Genomic DNA, 17,613 nt, shown 5'->3' with positions numbered 1-17,613 from the left:
GTTCACCGCCTTTCCTACACCTGAACCCCCAACCGGGCAAGGACATCCAGGACCTGGTCCCGGTCGGCACGCGCACGCGCCTGCGCCTCGGCAGTGGTCGGACGCGGCTCCGGCGGTAGGGGTGCGGCGGGGCTGTCGGCGAACACCGAGGCGACGACGCGGATTAGTTCCTTGGTGATCTCGATATGCCGCAACGCCAGCAATGCGGGCAGGTCGTAATGCAGCGGTGAAAGCGGTTGCGGCTCGGTGTCTTCCTCAACCTCTTGCTGAGCGCGCAGTTCCCCAAGCTCGGGGTCCATCAGCAGGGCGGCTTGGTAGTGCGACCACATCGGCATCCGGCGGAGCAGCCGGATCAGCTGTGACCATGGGCGTTCGCCACGCATGTAGTCCAGGAGGTCCCAGCCTCGGGTGAACAGGTCGGCCTCGATCTGCTCACCGAAGTCCTCGATGAGCAGCACGAGGCCGCTCAGCCCCCCGGTAGATCACCTGCCTGTTTCGGGTCTGGCAGGGAGTTGAAGTGGGTGTTGATGGCATCGAACAACGGCCACAACACCTCGGCGGGTTCGTCTTTCACCACCGCCCACACCGCTTCGAACCCGTCCCCACATAACGCCTCGAACAACTCCCGGATCCGCCCTGCGGGCATGTCCTGCCCGTCCAGCAGTGCCGCCAAGGTGAGCACCTGCCACACCGTGTCGGGTTCGTGGATCGGTGTCGCAGGTGTGGTGCCGTCGAACATGTAGGGGCGCTTGCGTTTCCGTCGCCGGGTTGCTCTGGCTTCGTCGCGCATCTGCAACCAGGTCGACTTCGCCGGCGTGTTGGTGTCGGGGTTCTTGCGGCGCGGTTTGCGCCGTCTCGCCGAGTTCGCCACTTTATGCCACCTTCTGTGGTGTGCCCGCGGTCCCGCTGGCGCCTGCGGGCGGTGGTGTCGCGGGTGGGGTGGCGATGGTGAAGCCCATCGGGATCACGAGGTCACCGACGCCGGGACCGCACAGGACGTTGCGCATCGAGTAGCCGAGCTTGTCATCGACGGTGGCCTTGACCGTGATCGGCCACGACGCGACCTGTTCGGCGTTCCATTGCTGCTGACCGACCTCGGTCACGCTGGCGCGTGGCATCACCCGCAGCACCCATTTCTCGCGCGCGCCGACACCGTCGACGAACAAGAAGATGACCCGGTAGTGGATTGTGTCTGGGGAGACCGGCTCGTTCCACGACAGTTCCTTGGTCACCGCGTCGGCCTTCACATCGGCGAGGCTGCGACCCGAAACCAGTTCCAGCACTGGGCGTTTGAACTCTTGGGCGGTGAACCCGACGCTCATGTCGCGTTTGACGATGTCCGAGCGCGTCGGTTCGAGCCAGCCCCAGCTCTCGGTTTCCGAGAGCTGCTGCTCGGGCCGGAACTGCGGCCCACCGGATTTGTCGATCAATCCGAGCGACGAATACCCCTCCAGCGACTGGAACTTCGCCGACGCCCCCGCGGTGAACGCGATCGGCACTTCAACGGTCATCGGCGCGACAAGCACCGCCCCTTTGAGCGGTTTGAACAGCAGATCCTTGTTCGCGTTGACGATCTGCTCGAAGGTGGCTACGGCCATCAGGAATCCCTCACTCCCGCGAACGCGCCGTTGCCTCCCACCTCAGCGGGTGGGCGGCAGCGGCGGCGATGGTCAGGCCGCTTCGGCCGGATCTGTTCCTGGGGCGGGGGCGGGCTCCTCCGAACCCGGCGCCGGGGTGGGCTGTTCGGTGCCCGGCTCCTGCGGGTTCTGTGGCTGTTCACCACCGGGTGCCAAGGCGTCGGCGACCACGTCGTCGAGGGCCTGGACCCGCTGCTTGAGCGCGGTGAAGTCCAGCTGTTCACCGCCACCGGATGCGACCAGGTCTTCCAGGCGGCCGATCTCGGCGACGATTTCCCCGCGCGCCTTGTCCAGCTGGGTGGCCAGAGCGTCGATGGTGTCTTGCTGTGCCATAACGGTTCTCCTTATTTCTTCGAGGTGATCACCCTGGTTGGTGATCGTGATGTGCCATATCGACATGGCGGTCCCTCCTTTGTCGGTAGGGAGTACTGGGTGGGCGACCGGCTGGATCTCGGTGTGTCCGATCCGATTCCAGAGTCCGGTCCCGCTTGGTGCGGTGTGGCTGCGCGACTTCGTCGCCTAGCAGGTGGGCATTTGAGGTGCATCGATGACTGATCGGGAGCCGAGCCAAGTCGACGTCGCTGGGGGCTTTCCGGCGGGACAACCGGTCGAGGTGCCTGTCACCTTCTCGTGGCCACGCGATGTCGCATACGTCAAACCGGGTGCGAATACGGTGGTGCGGACGCTACTGCTTGCGCTCGTCGACTGCCTGCGCTCGTCGACTGCCTGCGCTCGTCGACTACGAGGTGTCGAAACTTCCTGAGCGACGGCCAGATCCGGACTCGGAGACCGCGCAAAAGCCGTGGCAGATCATCGCCTGCTACGAGCTGTTGGACAAGACGCGGCGAGCACCGAGCGGCGACGGGCCGCTCGCCGTTTGGTTCTGGCGTAAACAAGCGATTGACTCGGTCGCCGCAGGCCGTGGCGTTGGAGTCTCGGGATACTTTTGCCCCATCATCGAGCGTGGCATGATCGCATAGCACGCAGACCGGAGGGGGCGCGGTGCGACCAGGTGATCGGCGGGATGGTGTTGCCGCGGTGGCCGATGCGACTGGGTTGGTGATCGATGCAGCCCTGGTGCTGCAAGCATTAACCCATCGTTCCTTCGCGTACGAGCACGCCGGACAGGTCGACAGTGAGCGTCTGGAGTTCCTCGGCAGTGCCATGGTGTCACTGGGAGTCTCCGAGGTGTTGTATGACAGAAATAGTCACCTCCAGGAGGGCCAGCTGGAGAAGCTGCGTACGGCGGTGATCAACATGCATTCGGTCGCTGATGTCGCGCGCCGTTGCGTGCCCGGCGGCTTGGGGCGATACATACGGCTGGGTCGTGGTGAAGCCGCTACCGGCGGGCGAGACAAGGACAGCATCCTCGCCGGTGCGTTGAAGGCGATCGTCGGTGCCGTCTATCTGCAGCACGGCATCGATACCGCATCGCGGTTGGTCGCAGCATGGTTCGAGCGGGCGATTGCAGCGGCGACGCAGGACCCCGGCGGTGGTCCGGATTGGAAGACGAACCTGCAGGAGCTGACGGCAAGCCGGCAACTGGGTATGCCGCAGTACACGGTGTGGGATCGAGGGCCGCAGCATGAGCGGCGTTTTACTGCCACGGTCTTGGTGGGTGGCGCGGTCGTCGGTGAAGGAGAGGGCGGTAGCAAGAAGCAGGCTCAGCAGTATGCCGCGCAACAGGCTTGTATCACGCTGGGCGGCGCGAATCTGGGCTAGCCGAGCCGACGCCAGGATGCGATAATCGGCGTTGTCCTCGCCATCTGTCTCTTCTCTGTGGGGGTGGCCGTTACACGGCCACTGTTGTAGAGCTCCGCGCAGCTGGCGTTGTTTCTTCGCATGCCAGGAGAACAACGCTGATGTCTGCGCCTATGGCCCTGTTGTCGATCACCTCGGTAGCCTTTGCCGTCTCGGTTGTCCTACGCACGTCGATTGATGCCTTCGCGATCCTTCTCGCGACGGTCGTCTCCTTGTTCACGGGTGAACTTCGAGCCCGCCGCGCGATAACCGTCTTGCGGCTGCTGCTCAACGCTCGCGCGACCCGGCGATCACGCATCCACCGTGCGCTGAGCGCGGCTGAAGGTCCTTCGACGTCGCCGCGACCATGATTACGTCAGGGATGCCGTATCCCGCAGACGGCGTTCACGAACCGCTACTGCGTTGATCACGATGTATGCGCCAGAACACTTCAACGGTCTGGCTGCAACGACCGAAATGACAACTGGTAGACAGCTGTTTGTTTGTGGTCGCTGGGATCGGGCATGGAAGTGTCTTGGCCACCGGTGATCTCGCGAGCGGTGTCGATCAGAACACCATCGACGAGGGTGCATCCGGATTCGGTGATGCGTTGGCGACAGGCTTCTTTCATGCGTTCGGCCTGTTCGTCGGTGCTGGCGTAGTTGTCGACGCGCACGATAGGTCGGTCGGTGACGCCGTCTTCGGCGCCACCGATGCGGCGAACGAGGTTGTAGGGCAATGGTTGTCCTTGCCGCTTCGTCTTGACCGTCGGCGCGATCGGTGTCAGCAGCGTGATGAGCACTTCGTGCACGTTCGGGTAGGCGGGCATCACAGGCCCTCGATCATGTGTACGAAGTCGGCCATGACGTGTTCGGCGGCGTTGTGTCGGGTGCCTTCTTCGCGGTAGCGGGCGTAATGGGTGTAGGCGTAGACCACGCCGAATTGCTGCCCTTCACCTGGGTCGACATAGCCGATGACGGAGGTGGCGTTGCGGCCGGTGCGTCGGTGGGATCGGGTGCGCCAGTAGTCCGCGCCGACCTCGACGATGTGTTGCAGAATCTCGCGGGTGTCCTCGCCGACGTCGATAGCGAGGTCGAGGGTGTTGCCGGTGGGGTCGTAGTCCACGAAACCTCCTACGGTGGTTTTAGAATCCACGGCTCAGGCGGAGTCGTCTGCCGGGTGACCAACTGGTGAATGGGTTGCGCGGAGTCAGGATCGCGCCGACGATTCGGAACGGTTCGCCATCGACTTTCACCCGGTCGGTGGGCAGGACATCGGAGCCGAGCGGTGCGGTGACTTGGGCTGCGATTTCGATGGTTTCGCCGTCGATGTATTCCTCGCTGGTGTTCCAGGAGATCGCGCAGGGGCCGATGGTGTGGCTGGGGTGGGCGTAGCGGTCGAGGAGTTGACCGTGTTCGTCGCGCAGGTCGCCGTAGGCGTCGGGTTCGCCTTCGCGGTAAATCTCGAGCATCACCCCGTACGGGTAGTCCGGTGTGGTCATCAGCAGATGAGTGGTCGCCCGCTGGCCAATCCTGCGTTGCGGAGCACGAGAACGGCTTCGTGGCACAGGCGTTCGGCTGCCCGCTGGATCGTGGCGGGGTCGGGGCGGCTGTAGGTGACCGATCCGCCGTCGGCGCTCTGGCTGGCGACTACTGTCCGTAGTCCGGCGGTCGAGGGATCGATTCCGGCGTCCACCCATGCGATGACTTGCAAACGGGTTGCCTCGCGAAGCGCTTCGCGCAGGTCATCATCGGCAGGCAGGCCCGCGGGGGTGATGTCGTAGAGGTCGTTGCTGGTGATATCGCGGATACGGGTGGAGGCCGCCGCGATCAGGGCTGTGGCGTTGCTGGGGATGGGGTCGAGACGGCCGGTGAGGTCAGCGGGGGTGGCGTAGACGAGCATCACGCGTCCGCTGTTCCAGCCTTGGTGGCGTCTTTGCCTGCGACGGTGCGCTTCCCGGTCGCGGCGCCGGTTTCACTCGCCGGGCTGGTGCCCGCGTCCGGAGTGGGTGTCGGATTCGGGGCGGGTGCCGGTGCGGGTGCGGTGGTGGCGTTGGGGCCCTTGAGCAGGACAGCGCGGGCGGGGTCGAGGCATGTGACGCCGTAGAGGGTGTCGACGGAGATCACGGTGGTCTTGTGCCGGATGTCGTAGTCCATGGCCACACGCATCGACAGGCCCTTGTATTCGACGGTGTACACGTCGGCGCCGGGCGGTAGCTCCATCGGTGCGGACGCGAAAGCGAAAGCGGTCGAGTGGAAAGCGACTCCGACCTCGGTGCTCGGATCGCCCGGTGCCGGGTTGGGTGCGGGCTGGCCGACGTTCTGGGTCCAGAAGGCGTCGAAGCCGACGATCTGCTGCCCGATGGAGCCCTGCCGCAGCGCCGCAGTGGAATTGGATTTGTCGGCGTGCAGCAGCAGTGGTTTGCCGAGCCAGCGTGCCTTCGTGGTCGGACCGACCACAGCGCGCCGCCCGGGTGCGGGGACGCTGTTGATGTCGAGCAGGCGTCCAGCCTCGATCAGGTTCTCGGGGTTCTCCCACGCGCGGCCGGTGCCGGCTTCCATGGGTTCGGCTCCGCAGTGCTGGGTGACTTGGCTGCGCAGCGACAGGATGTCGCGGTCGACCTTCTGGGAGATCGCTTCCATGGCGGGGCGCAGGATCTGTTCGTCGAAGCTTTCGATGTCTAGGGTGAGTTCCTCGCTGGTGACTTCGACGGAGACGTCCGCGATGGTGTCCAGGACGACGGGGATCTTGGATTCGGTGGTGTCCTGGATGACGATCCCTCGGGCGCGGTCGAAGGTGGTGGCTTCGAAGCGCGGGGGCCGTTTGACGTTGACGGTGTTACCGACCTTTTGTGGCCCGAAGTCGCTGGAGACGTCGCGGTAGACCAGCGGCAGCATGACGGTCAGCTCATATAGGTTGGCCAAGCCGCGACGCGCCAGGATGTCGGGGGTGAGGAAGATGTTGGGCACGGCGGTCTCCTAGGTGCGCGAGTCGGCGATCGAGTCACGGACTTTGCGGCGGATGGCCTCGATGTCGTCCTCCACAGCCGGGGCAGGTGGGGTGGCGTTGGCTGCGCTGAACTCCCCACCCGAGCGTGGAACCGGCGGGGTGTTGGCGAGTTTCGGGTTGGTGGTGATGGCGTCGGCAACCAACGCGTCGACTTGAGTAGTGAAATCAGTTGCGTCCGCGTCGAGTTCGTCGAGAACGCCGAGCCCACGCAGGTAAGGGACCAACAGCTTGTGGTCGCCGTGGTGAGTGTCGGCGGCCGAGGCAATGGCGTCTTTGATGCGGTAGTCGCGCAGCTTGCGGTCCGAGGCGCTGGCGCGGTCGGTGAGTTCGGCGATGACCTGCTCGGGATCGGTGTTCTCATCGGCGACCAAACCGAGAGCGCGCCCGATCTCCTGCACCATGGCGTCGCGGGCTTCCTGGGCCGCCTGATCGAGCGCGGCCGTAGCACCGTTGCGAGCGTCTTCCAGGTCGCGGCGCAGTTCAGCGATCACTGCCGACAGCGCAACAGGGTCCAGGTCCTCGGGCGGGTCTGATGCAGGCCGCTGCGGGGCTTGTTCGCTCGGCGGGGCTGGATCCAGTTGTGGAGGCGGATCGCTTGCCTCAGTTGGCGGTGTGGGTTCGTCGGGCATAGGTTGCTTCCTCACAGCGATGAATGCGCGTTTCGGTTACTGAAACTGTTCGAGCGCGACGGAATCCGGGCTCATTCGGATCAGGTTGCGGAATAGCGTGTGGCCGCGGGTGTTTCGATGAGGTTCGGCCGTGTCGCCTGGCTGCGGATGCGTCCTTCGACTTCACCGCGGATGCGGTCGACTTCGTCGTTGACGTCGTCACCGGACCAGTTCGGGTTGCGTTCGCGCACAGCCTGTTCGGTGGAGATCAGGTCCGTGGTCTTGAGGGCGGCGAGCCGTTGAGCTGTCTCGAGCGGCGGAGCTTGCGCGCGGACGGGCCAGCGCACTTCAGGGTTGGCTTTGAGTTCGATTCGGCTGCCGAAGTGGATGCGGTCGAGTTCGGTGATAGTCCGCGCGAGTGGGGCGAGTTCGGCTTTCCAGTAGTTGATTTTCTGGTCGCGGGTGGCTTCGGAGAGTTTGTCGCGGGAGTTGACCTCGGTGGCGGTGACAAGTCCGGCGGTGCGGGCGTCGCCGAAGGTGGAGGCGGATAGACCGGCGCCGCGCAGGATGAGTTCGGTGATCTCGGTGGCGGTTTCGCGGTGTTCTTGCCAGCGGATGGTGAACTGCTGCGGGATGATCGGCGGGCTTCCGTCCTTGAGGCTGCCCAACGCCGCACCTGGTAGGGCGGTATAGATGGCTTGTTCGGAGTCGAAGACCGCACCAGAGCCGGGGCCGCGGGTCTGGGTGACGGATTTGTCGACGAACAACCGGCTGCGTCCGAGGTCGATATCGCGCATCCACGCCGACCATGTCTCATCCAGGGCGTCCAGGAGCGGTTCCTGGCCTTCGAGGTCCGACCGTCCCAGTTGTGCGAGTCCTGGGGTGTGGCGCCAGATTCGGTTGAACCGCAGGTTCGGCACATAGCGTGCGGTGAGGGTGTTCACGCCGGTGGTGATGGCGGATTCGGAGTCGACAAGTGGTGCGGCCCAAGCGGTGTCGGGGTGCTCGATCAGCGGGCGGCGCTGCCCGAGCCGATCACGGCCGCCGAGGTAGAGGCCGTGGTAGATGCGGCCAGGCGCGTGATGCTCGAGGTGTCGCCACACCACACCATTGGACTTGTCTTCGGCGACGACCTGCCAAAACGTAACCCCGACAAGGCGGTCGTAGCGCCAGGACGGGACCGCGCAGTCGGCCGCCATCTTCGCGATGTTGACGTGGTCGCTGATGGTCTGGTCCCACCATGCCCGCAGATACACCCCGCCGAACACAGAGGCGAGTTCGCCGGCCTCGAGCAAGGTGGCGGCGGTGTCGGCTCCGCCGAGCAGCAGCTCCAGGCGGGCTTGGGCGGTTTTGCGGTCCCCGCGGGCGTCGTCCTCACCGATGACGAACCGCGGAGGTTGGGAGAACAGCAGACTCGACGAGCCGCGCGTGAGGTCCGCGGCCAGCGGAACGTGCAGCCGTTTGGCCGCTTGTGGGTTGGGGCGGCCCCAGAAGAATCGGGCGATGCGCCCGACGAGACCGCCGGAGAACTGGGCGGGCCGATACGCCGGGTAGCGGCGGTAGATATCGGTGAGGCGGTCGGTGTCGCCTGTGTACCAGGCATCCCACACCGCCATGGCCTTGTGTGCTTGGTCGAATGGTGGTGGCGGCCAGGAGATATTCGCGTCAGGCAGCATCAGGCACCTCGTCGAATCCGATCAGCGGACGCCACAACCGTTCGGTGGTGATCACCGCATACCGCAGGGCGTCGATGCCGTGGTCGTTGACTTTGATGGGTGCGTCCTGGCCTTCCTCGGTCGCGGTGGTCGACCACGAGTAGCCGGGGATCTCCAGCAACAGCGCTGGGCAGCGGGTGGAGATCCGAAGCAGGCCACGGGCGAACAGCATCGCCAAAACTCGTAGCCCGTAGAGGACGTCGTTGTCGGCGGCCGCGGTTTCGATGCCGTCGGCGTCGAGCTGTACCCGCAGCGACGCGGCCGATGGGTCGGCGATCACGTGCTCGGCGCGCATGCGGGACTGGCGCAGATCCGGTAGGTGAGCTTCGGCCAGCCACGCGCGCAGGTCGGCCGATAGTTCGGCGTCGGTCTTGCGCCTGCTCATGGTCGTTGGTTCGTACCGGTATTCGTCGACGGCGTAGAGGACACCGTCGACTCCGAGGCCCAGGAGCACGGCGTGGGTGGGGTTGGTGGTGCCGTAGTCGATGCCTATCGCGATCAGCTTGCGCATCAACGGCAGTGCCGCCCAGTCGATGACGTGCTGGTCGGTCCAGGAGTCGAACACGCTGCCGTCCGCGGCAACCCAGTGGCCCAAAATGAAGCGGCGGTACCACAGACCCGAGTACTCCCGCTTGTACTGAAGTTTACGTTTCTCCGACAGGGCGGGGTTGTCATCGAGCTCGAAATGCCATGTCCGCCAATCCGGCAATAGCTGCTCGCCGTCGGCGTCGAGCTTGTCGATGCGATCGAGGAACTCCCGTTTGAGCCAGTGCACCGGGTTGTCGGGGTTCGTGGAGCCGAACAGGCGGGCGTCGTCGAGGCTCATGCGACCGAGTAGTTGGCGGAAGAAGTCCGGGCGGATGACGGTGATCTCATCGACGTAGGCCCCGGCCACAGTCAGTCCACGCAGCGACATTTCGGCTTTGGCGTCGCTGGCGCCGAGCATGTAGACGCGGCGGCCGAGGATGGTCGCGGTCGGTGCGCCCAGGGTGTAGGACACCCGCCCGGCGAGGTGCCCGAACAGGGCGGGGTCACGCATGGGTTCGATGACGTTGCGGGCCAGTGATTCCCGGGTGCGCCCGACCATGACGAACTGCCCACCGCTGGGTGGGTTCGACAGGAAGATCAGCCAGCACAGAATCGAGGCGATCGTCTTTCCGCTGCGGATCGCGCCTTCCCAGATGTTGCAGCGGGCGCTGGCCTGCACGATTGACACTGCTTGTTTGCGGGAGATCGGCAGTTCATCGAGCACGCTCACTGCGGCGGCCCCAGTTCGTCCTCACCGCCCAGATCGCCGACCAGGGCGTCCTCGGCTGGATCGTCGCTGGCTTGGTCGGCCTCGACGGCGGCGGTGAGTTTGCCGAACAGATCTGCCAGCATCGAGCGGTCACCTGCGACGGTGTCATTGCTCTGGCTGGTCAGCAGGTCCGACAGACTGCGCAGAGCTAGTGACAGGGCGGTGTAGCCGTCGCGGACATCACGCAGCGGTGGTAGCGGCAACGTCACCGGGATCAGTGAGTCCACGCCGCGCTCGTAGGTGGTGACCGGACTCCACAACCGTTGGTGCAACGCGGGGATCTGTTGCTCGATCATCTCCGCCAGATCCAAGCGGCGGCGCTTGAGCTGCTCGAGGCGCGCGGCACTCGCCTCGGCGGTCTGGGATTCGTCGAAGCGCAGCTCGAGCTTGCGGGCCCAATAGGTGATGGCGCTGCGCGTGACCCCGAGGATATCGGCGATCTCGTTGCGGCCCTTACCTTGTGCGTGCAGCTCGACAATGCGCTGCCGGTCGGCATCGGTGATCTTGCCGGGTCGGGATCCCCCGCCCCGGGCAGCGGTGCGCGGACGGGGCGGGTCGGTCCTTTTCGGTCGGGCCATCAGGAGCGGAACCGGGCCGCCCACGCAGCGATCTTGCGGTCGGCGCGGTCGCGTACCGCGCTGATCGGGTTGGGTACCGGCGCGCCGGAGGCGGCATCGATCACCAGCAACCCGGTCTCGCCAAGGATGACCGTCGCTTCCTGGAACTCCGCCAATGCCTCGCAGTAGCACGCGAACTCGACCACGTTGGCCGGATTCAGCTCCGTATGAGGTGCGAGCTGCTCCCACAGGACGCGGGCCTGCTCGGTCAGCCACGGCGGCGGATCGGTCTTCCACGCCGACACCGACATCGGCTGCGTCCGGTGACGCAGCGAGATCACCGGATAGTCCGGTGCAGCCATATCGGGTCACCTCCTCGGTGCGATATCTCCCCACCTGCGTGAGGCGCTGGTCGTACTCCGGCAGCAGAGCATCGTGCACACCAAGCGCGGGCGTGGTGGCCCCGACTGGCGGGGCCACCGCGGTCGGGGGTTATGAGCCGGAGGTGGAGGCCGCGCCACGTGACCCGGCGATCCTGCTGCGGGCCCGCTGTCCGGCGGCGCGGATCACGGTGCCCAGGCGGCGACCTGCTGCTGCGAAGCGATTCATTTCCTACCTCCCTCCCGAAGGATTGTTGGTGGCACAAGAAAGCCCCGACAGAAAGCTCTTGACATCTGCCGGGGCCTTCGTGCGATCAACGGTCGCGGTTACTGTCCGTCGAGTTCGACGCCCAGGATTCGGGCTACTTTTTCTCCGTCGAGATATTTGTCGCCGAGTTCGATCAGCTCGGCCTTTCGAAGGAACTCGTCTTTCTGCTCGCGGGTCCGGAAGCAGACCGCGACCCAGAATTCGGAGTCATTCATAGCGGCGAATTTCTCGGCCCACTGCTTACTCGCTCCGGACAAACCTTTGCCAAGGGCGTCGAGTTCAGCTTTCACATCGGCCTCGAGGTTGCCCGTCGAAAAGTCGCGGACCTCGGCGAGCGGATCGGGGTGCGGCTGGCGTCGCAATGCGTCGGCGATATCTTCGCGGGACGCTTTGACTTTCGATTTTCCAGCTTTCAGGATGGCGAGGACGTCATCAGGGAGCGGCATTCATGACCTCCGCACGGAAGATTTCGAGATCGGCGAGTGGAAACCACGACAGAATCGTCAGGTAGTCGTCGGGGTAGTGGGTACGGATCGGGCCCAGATAGTCGTAGCGGATGCCGTCGAGGGACCGTTTGAACATCCGGTAATCGGGGCCGAGTTCGACCCCACCTTGTTTGATCCGCGCCCAAACTTCCTTGGTTTCCCAGTCCCAGATCGGGGACTGGCGCCGGGTGCGGTGCTTGACCGCTCCCCACCGTTTGATCGCGAGCATCCGGGTTGCGGAGTCGGCCGCGCGGACACCGTCGAGGATCCAGGTGTCCGGGGTAGCGAACGCCTCGCGCATCAGCTGATCCCATTCCTCACGGGTGGGTACCCACAGGTCGGCGGCCTCGATGATCGCGCACCGCTCCGGTGGTTGAAACACCAAGTTGGACAACATCCTCCAGAACGCATCCGCGGGCAGATCGATGATCCTGGTCCCGAAATACTGCTCGTAGCGGTCGAGGTCGTCGCGGATGAAACCCAGGCCCGGGACGATGGACTTGTGGATCGGGATCACCTGGATATCGCGGTCGGCCAGTTCGAGCCATACGGCGACGGAGTCCTTGCCGCGGCTGAAGTTGAGGATCACCGGCTTACCGGCTTCGGCGAGCCCATCCAGCAGCTGGGTGGAGGTGGGATATCCGGGAAGGCTGATCACCGGCGTTCCCCTGTCCTGGATAGATCAGGTGGTCGGCCGGCACTGTGCCAGGGTGAACCTGATGTCATATGAAATCCTCACTCTGCATGAGTTCCTGTGCAGCCCTGGGAGGCAGGGCTCAATGGGCAGGCTAGATGCCACCCACTACAGACCCAGCACACCCACACAGTTAGCCCTCTGAGCCATTTTGCAGCCCAAATTGCCCTTGGTGGCACATAGACCTACCTCTGAGCAATCCCAGACCATACAGGGATTTGGCAGACTTTTTGAGATGATTTGAATTCACCACTTGCACATCAGAGTTGAGTGTGATTTCTTGGGTGTGGAAGTGCTTTATCAGACTTCATTCACCACTGGGCACCTACCACTGACTTTCGGTAGGGTCGCCCCAACAATCAGCCTATTGGTACGGTTTATTCATATCGTCTTCTGGGTGAATTCGGCATTCCGGTGACAGCGGAGCTATGCCAAATTACGGGGGAAGTCGCACGCAGTTTTACCCGCTCGCGTGGCTCCCGCATGCCGTTTTGACAATTCCACAGTGTGAACTCATGCAAGACAGGATATTTCTGTCTTTTTCGTTCCTATGGCCAACTATTGGCCATAGTTGTTCAACTGGGAGAATACATGTCCACTCGCAAGAGCACCCGCACGCGCAGCACCGGCCCGAAGACGGCCGCGCCGAGCAAGGCTCAGCCCAATCAGGGCGAGCCGCGCAAGGCCGACCCGACGCCGGAACCGGTGCAGGGCAAGCAGAATCCGTTCTGCGGCACGTGTGGCTCCCGGATCGCACCGGAGGAGAACGACCCATTCCTGGGATCGGCTCTGCTCTATGACGATTCGGGTTACGCGAATCTGATGGGTGCGTTGTTCCTTTGTGGCTGGCAGTCGCAGACCTTGCAGAAGGTCGTCGACGGTCGGCCGACGGTCACCGTCGTCGGGACCCCCGTCGACGCCGATGGACAGGCCCTGCGCAACCGCAAGATCGTCACTGCGACATGGCATCACCGCACCGACATCGGGTGGGTGCAGGTCGCTGAGCTGTGCGGTTACAGCCGCCCGGACGGCACCGGATTCCAGAACCGCACCGCCGAGCAGCTGACCGAATATGTCGGTCGCAACCTCGCCGAATGGGTGCTCGCACCCATCGACGAAGAAGAGGCTGCGCCCAAGCCTGCTGGCAAGGGCAAGCGGAGCACCGGCAAGACCAGCTCGAAAGCGCAGGCCAGGCCGACACCGGAGGAGGGCACCGAGAACAAGCCGGAGACGGCTGCCCCGGAACCCACCATCGACCCGGAATCCAAAGGGCTGCCCAGCGGTTCGACACCACCACCGCAGGACCCTGCCCCGGCCCCCGACCAAGAGGCGGAGGACGAGCAGGAATCGGTGGAACCCGATCCCGGCGGCAGTGGCCTCGACACCGAGGACGCCGCCGCAGGCGTGGAGGAAGAAGTGATCGACGAAGGCGTGGCCGCCTGACAACCGGCCTTGCCGGTCGAAGGCCCGGTTCGAGACAGGCCGTAACTGTCTCGAGCCGGGCTCCACTCATCCAATCAGCTCCGGGAGAGGAAAACCATGGAATCCGAGCAGGATTCGATATCCACCGAGAAGATCATGCGGCGGGTGCGCGGGCTTTTCGCCAAGGCGGATGGCACCGACAACCAGGCTGAGGCCGACACGTTCCGGGCGAAAGCTTACGAACTGCTGGCCAAGCACAACCTCGATGAGATGCGGGTACGGGCCTCCGGCCAGCAGAGCGGGCAGTCGGCGCGCGACAATCAGATCATCGTCGTGCGCTTCGACATCCCGGTCCGGTACCGGGAGCAGCGGATCTTGTTGCTCGCCGCGGTGAACAACGCGCTGCACAACAGGGGCGTCGACTGCGGTAGCGGTGTGCAGCGGATTATCGGTGTGCGCCGCAACGTCGAACGAGCCCGGTTCTTGTACAGCCTGCTGACGCCGCAAATGCTGTCCGCGACAGGCAAGTACGTGCCGGATGACCCGTTCGATCATGCCGCTGTTGTTCGTGAACGTCAGTCGTTCATGGGCGGGTTCGCGGCCATGGTCCATCAGCGGCTCGCCGAGGCCGAAGCCAACGCGATCCGCGATGCGGGCAAACCGGCCGAGGTGGCAATCCGCGAGGACGAGCAACGCACGCAGGCCGCGTTCAACAAGAAGTGGCCGAAAACGGTCAAACGCTCTGTCGCGCACCGCAACAGCGGTGCCGGGTTCGATGCCGGTATCCGCAGCGCCAACGCCGCTGATGTCGGACACACCCGCGTCGCGGGAGGCAGGCGAGCCCTCGGCTCGTAACCGATCATCCCCGGCCATCACATTGTGGTGGCCGGGGATCCCAGCGAAACAGGCAACCGGAACGCCAAACAGCGAAATGACTACGGCGAGACGTCGTTCTCGCCCGTTCTGCTCCCCGCGGTGCAACACCGTGGGGTTTCAAGGGAAGGAAACGGATCAATTGAGTGAGGAACGCACGCCGTGCCGGGAGAGCATCGAATTGCGGTGCGCGGGCTGTGGCGAGGTCGTCTCGTGTGAGGGTAACGGCGGTAGGTCGATCATCTCCGACCTGCTGACCGAAACCAGTCTCGGTTTCGCGGATCTGATCTCGGCACTGATGCTGTCGGGGTGGGAGGTCAACCTCAGCCAGCTCGTGGTCGACGGGAACCCGCGGATCACGCTGATGGGTACTCCGGTCAACGAGTTCGGTCGACCGCGCCTGGACAAACGCGATGTCACTGCGCTGTGGGAACATCGCCCCGAGGGGTGGGGCGCCGCAGCACACAGCACCGGTTTTCAGGCGATCGGTGGCGGGCTGTTCCGGCCCGCGACCGCGCCTGAGCTGGCAATGCTGGTGATGGATAGCCCCGCAGTGTGGGTGTATCGCCCGCGCTGAACGAGGTGAATGTGTGACGACGAGAGCGCCGATCCCGCTAGCACGGGTCGGCGCTCTCGTCGTCTGGCCAGCTATTCGGGGAATGCGGAGGCGGTGATAAGCAATTCGAATCCCCACGCCGCCAACCATGCTGTGCGGCCTCGCGGCACGGCAGCCGACTCTGCCCGGATGGCCTGCACCGCAGCCTGTTTGAACCCCAATCGAGGATGTAGGCCCAATAGCTCTCGCACCCAGGCGGGATCGAATTCCGACAGGCGGGCACCGGTCAGTTCCAGCGATGTTCCGGCCGCGACGAACCCGGCCGGGTCCGACAGATCGGCGCTGGCGCCGGGGGTCATGTGCCCGGCTATTGCCGCAGCGAGGTCTTGTGCCCGCGCTGGCGCCTCACCGGCTGCAAGGGTGATCGCGATGGCGCGGCGGGCACCGGTGACGGCGAAACAGCAACCCGCAGTGGGATGTTCGAGCGCTATGTCGTGCAGCAGACACGACGCGTACGCGAGTTCGTCGTCGTAGTCGGCACCATCGACGGCAGCCAGCACCCGAGCGAACCAATACGTGCGATAGGAGTGCTCGAGCAGCGTCGGTGACAACACCGTGCGGGCTTCGCGCTCCGCTTCGCGCACAAGTTTCGTGTCAGGCAGACGCGCGTCGGCCAACTCGAGCCGCGCGGAGCCACGGTAGCCGGTCCGTGCTCGCAGGGCATCGATCACCAGCCCTGGCATCATGCCGAGCATCACCCCGGTCAGCTGACGGCGCTGTGCGCTGGTGAGATTGCCGCCGGTGTTCTGCGCCCAAGCCCAGTCGAGCCCAGCTGGAGCAGCCATATGCGCCTCCTTGAGGTGGCAGGCGAGCTCGCCCGCTCGCAGGTCTGAAGACCACAAATCAGCTGGAGAGCTGGACTCATCCAATGGATCAAGGCCGTCACATCGGACGGCACTTCATGACTCCTGCTGCACCGCAGCAGGTTCCGCGAACAACACGTTCGCGGGCCGGGTCCCGGCCAGCTAGCACCTGGCCGGGCCTCGGATTTGTTTCACCACATCTACGGGAGACACAACGATGAGCGACCCATGCATCGTGGGCAGACTCGGCGGCGAGAAAGCCACCGGCGTCTACATCCACGTCGATGGCAACCCGCAAGCGATGTTGCCCCGCCTGGGGCAGCTGGTGGCCCGCGACGGCATCGAGACCGTCCTGGCCACCCTCGCGCGACGCCGCTACGGGTGGGCGTATCTGTGGCCCGAGCTCGATGAAGGCGACGCCGAAACCAACCTCGGCGTTCCTTTACACAAGGGCAAGGTGATCGAGGGCTACGGCTTCTCCTACACCATCGGACCGCCCATGCACGGCTACAACCTCGACGATGCTCGCACGCATCCGCTGATCGGATGGGCCTACTTCATCGACCCGGCAGGCGGAGACATCCACTGGTGGGACACCCGCCCTGCCGCGCCCGACACCTGTCACGTCGCGACCGTTTGGGGGCGCGCATGAGCGTCGACGAATTACCCGAGGGGGTGTGGCGGCGCGACCGGATCGAACACGGCTGGCGGTACTGGGGAACCGGATACCGCCGCTACAGCGAACCGGATGCCTTCCGCGCCAACCTCAACACGGCGATCCACGAAATGACTTGGCACCCAGCCGTGAGCACGGCTCTGCCGTTGTGGCCGGGCCTCGGTCTGCAGGAGATCCGTCGACGGGGCAAGTTCGACTTCGTCGCAGGTCTCGGAATCAGTCCGACACCACTGGAATACCCCGAGGACACCGATCTGGCGGCCTATCTTGAGCAGGGCATCGACCCACAGTGGTCGACCTACTCGATGCTGGGGATCAAAGAGTTGACCCGCGAAGGATGGAAGCTGTCCTACTTCCTGGATCGAGGAATCGAGATCGGCGTTGTCGCTTTCGATCTCACCCACGAAACCAGGCCCGAGGGCCTGAGCCTGTTGTGCGCGCTGGACCGGCACGACGAATGCCCGGGATCGGTCCGACCGCGCCGGTGGATGCTGAACCCCCAGCCGTGCGCGTGCGATTGCGGATGCCAGCAACGATCACGGCGGCGGAGCGCCGATGATCGAACCGATCAGGTTGCCGAGAAACTCGAGGACCTGAAGCCAGATGACAAGGCTGGGACCGTAACTCACGAGGAACCTCCAGAACCGGAGTAGTAAGGCGGGAGAACGACAGAACCCCCGACGATGGCGAGGGGTGGAAAGGCCATACCGTCGGGGGTCCTGTTGAACGAAACGTCAGCAGCGGAAGGGGATTTCGGCACACTACTGGCGCGAAACCGACGCTAGCTGTCCACAAGCACCCGGTGCAAGGGCCGCAACCAGGCAATTGACATA

24 protein-coding genes are annotated in these 17,613 nt (G+C 64.5%); 7 read left to right on the top strand and 17 right to left on the bottom strand.

Annotated elements, in window-relative coordinates:
• Positions 1–14: 14 nt before the first annotated feature.
• From NA5_RS24450 to NA5_RS24435, 4 genes are all read right to left on the bottom strand, one after another.
• On the bottom strand, positions 15–458 hold the full coding sequence (locus NA5_RS24450) for a hypothetical protein (RefSeq protein ID WP_062989959.1): 444 nt from the start codon (positions 456–458) through the stop codon (positions 15–17).
• A gap of 8 nt (positions 459–466) precedes the next feature.
• Positions 467–871, bottom strand: a complete 405-nt coding sequence (locus NA5_RS24445) for a hypothetical protein (RefSeq protein WP_062989957.1) — start codon at positions 869–871, stop codon at positions 467–469.
• Between the two features lies 1 nt (position 872).
• The gene (locus NA5_RS24440) at positions 873–1,598 is read right to left on the bottom strand and encodes a phage tail tube protein (RefSeq protein WP_062989955.1); all 726 of its coding nucleotides are present in this window, start codon (positions 1,596–1,598) and stop codon (positions 873–875) included.
• A gap of 72 nt (positions 1,599–1,670) precedes the next feature.
• The gene (locus NA5_RS24435; RefSeq protein ID WP_157110608.1) at positions 1,671–1,970 is read right to left on the bottom strand and encodes a hypothetical protein; all 300 of its coding nucleotides are present in this window, start codon (positions 1,968–1,970) and stop codon (positions 1,671–1,673) included.
• Between the two features lie 214 nt (positions 1,971–2,184).
• On the opposite strand from NA5_RS24435, the gene NA5_RS40600 reads away from it, so the two are divergent.
• Both NA5_RS40600 and rnc read left to right on the top strand, forming a co-directional pair.
• Positions 2,185–2,400: a hypothetical protein gene (locus NA5_RS40600; RefSeq protein ID WP_157110607.1), complete on the top strand. Its 216-nt coding sequence runs from the start codon at positions 2,185–2,187 to the stop codon at positions 2,398–2,400.
• 275 nt (positions 2,401–2,675) lie between these two features.
• Complete coding sequence (rnc, locus tag NA5_RS24430) at positions 2,676–3,359, top strand: ribonuclease III (protein WP_062989951.1); 684 nt, start codon at positions 2,676–2,678, stop codon at positions 3,357–3,359.
• Positions 3,360–3,828: 469 nt separating this feature from the next.
• Here the strand turns inward: rnc and NA5_RS24425 are convergent, their stop codons facing one another.
• The 12 genes from NA5_RS24425 to NA5_RS24370 form a co-directional block, all read right to left on the bottom strand.
• A complete protein-coding gene (locus tag NA5_RS24425; protein WP_062989949.1) occupies positions 3,829–4,206 on the bottom strand; it encodes a phage tail termination protein in 378 nt (125 codons plus the stop codon).
• A complete protein-coding gene (locus tag NA5_RS24420; protein WP_062989947.1) occupies positions 4,206–4,502 on the bottom strand; it encodes a hypothetical protein in 297 nt (98 codons plus the stop codon). Before NA5_RS24420 ends, NA5_RS24425 begins: the two co-directional genes overlap by 1 nt.
• A gap of 19 nt (positions 4,503–4,521) precedes the next feature.
• Positions 4,522–4,878: a hypothetical protein gene (locus NA5_RS24415; RefSeq protein WP_062989945.1), complete on the bottom strand. Its 357-nt coding sequence runs from the start codon at positions 4,876–4,878 to the stop codon at positions 4,522–4,524.
• Complete coding sequence (locus tag NA5_RS24410; protein WP_157110606.1) at positions 4,878–5,282, bottom strand: hypothetical protein; 405 nt, start codon at positions 5,280–5,282, stop codon at positions 4,878–4,880. The genes NA5_RS24415 and NA5_RS24410 overlap by 1 nt, the downstream gene beginning before the upstream one ends.
• Complete coding sequence (locus NA5_RS24405) at positions 5,279–6,346, bottom strand: major capsid protein (protein WP_063813548.1); 1,068 nt, start codon at positions 6,344–6,346, stop codon at positions 5,279–5,281. The genes NA5_RS24410 and NA5_RS24405 overlap by 4 nt, the downstream gene beginning before the upstream one ends.
• A gap of 9 nt (positions 6,347–6,355) precedes the next feature.
• Positions 6,356–6,877, bottom strand: coding sequence for a hypothetical protein (locus NA5_RS24400; protein ID WP_062989941.1), 522 nt, complete (start codon positions 6,875–6,877; stop codon positions 6,356–6,358).
• Between the two features lie 218 nt (positions 6,878–7,095).
• Positions 7,096–8,670: a phage portal protein gene (locus NA5_RS24395; protein WP_062989939.1), complete on the bottom strand. Its 1,575-nt coding sequence runs from the start codon at positions 8,668–8,670 to the stop codon at positions 7,096–7,098.
• The gene (locus NA5_RS24390; RefSeq protein ID WP_062989938.1) at positions 8,660–9,967 is read right to left on the bottom strand and encodes a PBSX family phage terminase large subunit; all 1,308 of its coding nucleotides are present in this window, start codon (positions 9,965–9,967) and stop codon (positions 8,660–8,662) included. Before NA5_RS24390 ends, NA5_RS24395 begins: the two co-directional genes overlap by 11 nt.
• Complete coding sequence (locus NA5_RS24385; protein WP_062989936.1) at positions 9,964–10,608, bottom strand: helix-turn-helix domain-containing protein; 645 nt, start codon at positions 10,606–10,608, stop codon at positions 9,964–9,966. The genes NA5_RS24390 and NA5_RS24385 overlap by 4 nt, the downstream gene beginning before the upstream one ends.
• Entirely contained in the window at positions 10,584–10,925 is a 342-nt protein-coding gene (locus NA5_RS24380) for a P27 family phage terminase small subunit (protein WP_062989934.1), read from the bottom strand. The genes NA5_RS24385 and NA5_RS24380 overlap by 25 nt, the downstream gene beginning before the upstream one ends.
• 345 nt (positions 10,926–11,270) lie before the next feature.
• On the bottom strand, positions 11,271–11,657 hold the full coding sequence (locus NA5_RS24375) for a hypothetical protein (RefSeq protein WP_062989932.1): 387 nt from the start codon (positions 11,655–11,657) through the stop codon (positions 11,271–11,273).
• Positions 11,644–12,354 (bottom strand): adenine nucleotide alpha hydrolase family protein, encoded by a 711-nt coding sequence (locus NA5_RS24370; protein ID WP_062989930.1) that lies wholly within the window; start codon positions 12,352–12,354, stop codon positions 11,644–11,646. The genes NA5_RS24375 and NA5_RS24370 overlap by 14 nt, the downstream gene beginning before the upstream one ends.
• A 627-nt stretch (positions 12,355–12,981) precedes the next feature.
• Between NA5_RS24370 and NA5_RS24365 the strand changes: the two genes are divergently transcribed.
• The 3 genes from NA5_RS24365 (at position 12,982) to NA5_RS24355 (ending at position 15,262) form a co-directional block, all read left to right on the top strand.
• Complete coding sequence (locus NA5_RS24365) at positions 12,982–13,833, top strand: hypothetical protein (RefSeq protein WP_062989928.1); 852 nt, start codon at positions 12,982–12,984, stop codon at positions 13,831–13,833.
• Between the two features lie 96 nt (positions 13,834–13,929).
• The gene (locus tag NA5_RS24360) at positions 13,930–14,667 is read left to right on the top strand and encodes a DUF2786 domain-containing protein (protein ID WP_062989926.1); all 738 of its coding nucleotides are present in this window, start codon (positions 13,930–13,932) and stop codon (positions 14,665–14,667) included.
• Positions 14,668–14,827: 160 nt separating this feature from the next.
• Positions 14,828–15,262 (top strand): hypothetical protein, encoded by a 435-nt coding sequence (locus NA5_RS24355; RefSeq protein WP_062989924.1) that lies wholly within the window; start codon positions 14,828–14,830, stop codon positions 15,260–15,262.
• A gap of 71 nt (positions 15,263–15,333) precedes the next feature.
• Here the strand turns inward: NA5_RS24355 and NA5_RS24350 are convergent, their stop codons facing one another.
• Complete coding sequence (locus NA5_RS24350) at positions 15,334–16,086, bottom strand: HD domain-containing protein (RefSeq protein WP_062989922.1); 753 nt, start codon at positions 16,084–16,086, stop codon at positions 15,334–15,336.
• 235 nt (positions 16,087–16,321) lie between these two features.
• Between NA5_RS24350 and NA5_RS24345 the strand changes: the two genes are divergently transcribed.
• Together NA5_RS24345 and NA5_RS24340 are read left to right on the top strand one after the other, a co-directional pair.
• The gene (locus tag NA5_RS24345; protein ID WP_062989920.1) at positions 16,322–16,756 is read left to right on the top strand and encodes a hypothetical protein; all 435 of its coding nucleotides are present in this window, start codon (positions 16,322–16,324) and stop codon (positions 16,754–16,756) included.
• On the top strand, positions 16,753–17,433 hold the full coding sequence (locus NA5_RS24340; protein ID WP_062989918.1) for a hypothetical protein: 681 nt from the start codon (positions 16,753–16,755) through the stop codon (positions 17,431–17,433). The genes NA5_RS24345 and NA5_RS24340 overlap by 4 nt, the downstream gene beginning before the upstream one ends.
• The last annotated feature ends 180 nt before the right edge of the window (positions 17,434–17,613 follow it).

Origin of the sequence: Nocardia anaemiae NBRC 100462 (assembly GCF_001612725.1) — a bacterium.
Classification (GTDB): Bacteria; Actinomycetota; Actinomycetes; order Mycobacteriales; family Mycobacteriaceae; genus Nocardia; species Nocardia anaemiae.
This window is presented reverse-complemented; position numbering and strand designations above follow the sequence as displayed.